Below are 3870 nucleotides of genomic sequence, written 5' to 3'. Positions count from 1 at the left end.
TTTCAAATAGTCAAAAGACTTAATGGTCTCTGATACCACATCTTTCTTATTCAGCACAGGCATAGACCCAACTTTAGAAAACCGGTCAGTTATAGTCTGCAGTCTGAAAATATCTTTTTCCATTTCAGTAACATATTCAGGATTAATATGTTCTGATTTTAGTATTTCAGTCCAACCCACCAAGGATGATAGAGGAGTGCCGATTTGATGTGCTGTTTCTTTTGCCATTCCGGCCCAAAGACGGTTTTGCTCTGCAACTTTTCTGGTTCTGAAAAAGAAATAAACCACTCCGATAAATAACAGAATGATTAAAAGTATGGCTAAAGGGTAGTATTTTAATTTTGTTATTGTACTTGAGTTACCATAATAAATTGTACTAAAAACTTCACCTTCATAAGTGACATCTATAGGCTCATATTGGGTTTTAAACTTTTCAATAAGGGCTTCAATCTGATTGAAGTTTTTTACATTTTCTTCCAGCAAATTGTTAAACTCATAATCATCATCTGCATAGCTGTAGAGGATCATTGGGGTTGTGGTATTGCTTTTTAAAATCTCTAAAGCCAGCTGTGTGACCGTACCATCAATTTTAGTATCAATAAGAATTTCTTGAGCCGCAGCCCAAATTTCCATTTTGGTGCGTTCATTTTCTTTTAATTCATTAAAAAAAATAAATGTATTCCAGGAAATTATAATGACAGTAATTAAGGAAAGAAGCACAAAGACAACCCTAAAGTAGTTTTTTTCGTTTTGCATACCGGAAGCAATATTTGTAATATAGATAACAGAAAAGCATTTAAATAATTGTGTTGTAATTTAAGAAGAATTTTTAAAGGCATTTTTTTAACTTTCGTTACCTTTGTTGTTATGATTTCATTTGAACCTAAAGACCTTTCGGTCGGAAGACTACACGGCTATTTATTGGGGGCTGTAACCCCCAGGCCTGTTGCATTTGCAAGTACTGTTGATAAGAACGGAAATGTAAATTTATCACCTTTTAGTTTTTTTAATGTATTTAGTGCCAACCCACCCATTTTAATATTCTCCCCGGCAAGGCGAGGTCGTGACAATACCACCAAACACACTTATGAAAATGTATTGGAAGTCAAGGAGGTAGTTATCAATATCGTTAATTATGCCATGGTGCAGCAAATGTCTCTATCTTCAACTGAATATCCCAAGGGAGTCAATGAGTTTATAAAAGCCGGTTTAACTGCAATACCTTCAGAAAAAATAAAACCACCCAGGGTTGCTGAAAGCCCGGTTCAATTTGAATGTAGAGTAAACGATATCATACAATTAGGCCAAGAAGGTGGCGCCGGAAATTTGGTGATTTGTGAAGTACTGAAAATACACGTCGATGAAGCTATTTTGGATGAAAACCAAACAATCGACCAGTATAAAATTGACACCGTAGCTCGCATGGGAGGAAATTGGTATACCAGAGCAAATAAAGGAATGTTTGAAGTACCTAAGCCACTTTCAACACTTGGAATTGGAATTGACCAATTACCGGAAGCCATAAAATCAAGCTCTGTTTTGACCGGAAATGACCTCGGAATTTTGGGTAATATAGAAAAACTCCCCACCCCAAAAGAACTAACAGAGTTTATTTCAGAAAATCAGGAACTAAAATCAAAACTAAGTTCGGCTGATACAGTTGAAATTCATAAATTAGCACAAAACTATTTACAACAAGGAGACCTCCTTTCTGCTTGGAAGGTGTTGCTCGCAAAAAATTAAACAATGGAAGTACAAGGAAAAATCAAAATGATTGGTGAAACACAAACCTTTGGAAACAATGGTTTTAGAAAGAGAGAAGTTGTAGTAACCACTGAAGAACAATACCCACAACACATTATGGTTGAATTTGTTCAGGACAAAACTGACTTATTAAACAACTTCAATGTGGGTCAAAATGTAAAAATCAGCATAAACCTGAGAGGACGCGAATGGGTAAATCCCCAAGGCGAAACAAAATACTTCAATTCCATTCAAGGATGGCGTATCGAAAATGTTGAACAAGCAAATCAGGCATCTGACATGCCACCCGTTCCGCCTGCTGAAGCCTTTGAATCTGCCAATGATTTAAATGAAGAAGACCACGACGATTTACCGTTTTAAATTTTCTTAAAATTCCAAAAGCGCATTTAAACTGCGCTTTTTTTATTGTATGTCTTTCACCAAAACACTAGAGAACGTTTTTGAGAAATTAATTCCTTCTCCTTTTGTCATAGCAGTTTTCCTAACAGTTTTGACAATCATACTCGCGTTGATTTTAGGTGATTTTAATACTTCTGAAAACCGCTTTACATCCGTTTTAAAATTCTGGGAAAAAGGAATATGGAATAACGATTTACTGGTATTTGGCTACCAAATGATGCTTATTTTGGTTTTAGGTCATATTTTGGTTTTAAGCAAACCGCTCAGTAAATTAACCGACCGAATTACCGGTTTGGTCAACTCCACTACCAGTGCCGTTGTATTGGTAAGTGTATCTACTATGCTTGTTGCCTTTTTTAATTGGGGACTAGGGTTGATTTTTGGGGCCATTATGGCAAGAAAAGTAGCTGAAGCCTCTTTGAAAAGAGGGTTTTCAATTAATTATCCTTTGGTAGGAGCAGCAGGATATGTCGGCTTAATGATTTGGCACGGTGGAATCAGTGGCTCTGCACCTCTGAAAGTAGCGGAAGAAGGTCATATCCCAGCTTTAATGAAAGGAATAAGCTCACCCGAAACAACAGCTCAATTACCTGCATTTATTAGTACGGGTGAAACAGTTTTAAACTTGTGGAATTTATTAATTTTTGCAGTGTTACTGATAGTTATCCCACTGGTATTGTTTTATTTAGCAAAATCATCAGGTACTAAACCCATTAATTTACCAAAACAACAAATCAACCATGCTAACGAAGAAGACACCTCAACAAATAAAATTGAAAACTCAAAAACTATTGCTATAGGATTTGGTTGTTTGTTGTTGCTGGCATTTATCATTCAATACTTTGAAGCGCTAAAATCCCTAATCATCACTCCCAATATGCTCAACTTTTTTATGCTGGGACTCGGGATATTACTTCACGGTAGCTTTAAAAGTTATGCAAAAGCTTTAGGAGAAGCTATTTCGGGTGCTTCAGGCATTTTAATTCAGTTTCCTCTGTATTTTGGGATTATGGGTATTATGAAAGACGCCGGGATGGTCACAATGATCAGCAACTTTTTTATTAGTATTTCCAATGAAACCACTTTACCTATTTTTACTTTTTTCAGTGCAGGCTTGGTCAATATCTTTGTTCCAAGTGGTGGCGGACAATGGGCTTTGCAAGGACCAATAATTATTGATGCTGCCATACAAATGGGTGTGCCTTTACCAAAAATAGTTATGGCTCTATCCTATGGTGACCAAATAACCAATATGCTTCAACCGTTCTGGGCACTGCCACTGCTTGCAATTACACGATTAAAAGCAAAAGAAATTCTCCCCTATACTGTTGTTTTGATGGTTGCAGGTAGCTTTATTTACCTTGCTGGCTTATTAATTTTTTAGGCATGATAATTCTCCAAGACAACAACCCTTTTCCAGATGCCTCCATGGCAGATGAAGAAGGTTTGCTAGCTGTGGGAGGTCGACTTACCACAGAACGATTATTGGACGCATACAATTCAGGCATCTTTCCTTGGTACTCTAACGGTCAACCTGTTTTATGGTGGAGTCCCAATCCAAGAATGGTATTGTTTTTAGACAAGCTAAAAGTTTCCAAAAGCTTGAAAAAGACACTTCAAAATAATAGTTTTAAAGTTACATTTAATACCGCTTTTGAGGAGGTGATAAAAGAGTGTGCACAGGCAAAAAGAAAAAACCAAAACGGA

At 36.6% G+C, this 3870-nt stretch carries 4 protein-coding genes and 1 pseudogene; 4 read left to right on the top strand and 1 reads right to left on the bottom strand.

All coding sequences use genetic code 11. The features are described 5' to 3' along the window. On the bottom strand, positions 1-756 hold a 756-nt coding region (locus AACY61_RS10175), incomplete at its 3' end, for a sensor histidine kinase (RefSeq protein ID WP_339611471.1). Positions 757-867: 111 nt separating this feature from the next. On the opposite strand from AACY61_RS10175, the gene AACY61_RS10170 reads away from it, so the two are divergent. The 4 genes and pseudogenes from AACY61_RS10170 to AACY61_RS10155 all read left to right on the top strand — a co-directional run. Continuing rightward, entirely contained in the window at positions 868-1743 is an 876-nt protein-coding gene (locus tag AACY61_RS10170; RefSeq protein WP_339611470.1) for a flavin reductase family protein, read from the top strand. 3 nt (positions 1744-1746) lie between these two features. Continuing rightward, entirely contained in the window at positions 1747-2124 is a 378-nt protein-coding gene (locus tag AACY61_RS10165) for a DUF3127 domain-containing protein (protein ID WP_339611469.1), read from the top strand. 49 nt (positions 2125-2173) lie between these two features. Continuing rightward, positions 2174-3547, top strand: coding sequence for a TIGR00366 family protein (locus AACY61_RS10160; RefSeq protein WP_339611468.1), 1374 nt, complete (start codon positions 2174-2176; stop codon positions 3545-3547). A 2-nt stretch (positions 3548-3549) separates the two neighbouring features. Next, positions 3550-3870 (top strand): annotated as a pseudogene (locus AACY61_RS10155) (leucyl/phenylalanyl-tRNA--protein transferase); the annotation flags it as partial.

This window comes from uncultured Planktosalinus sp. (assembly GCF_963973675.1).
Taxonomy (GTDB): domain Bacteria; phylum Bacteroidota; class Bacteroidia; order Flavobacteriales; family Flavobacteriaceae; genus Planktosalinus.
Note: the sequence above shows the minus strand (reverse complement) of the source record. Positions and strands in the feature narration are given on the sequence as shown.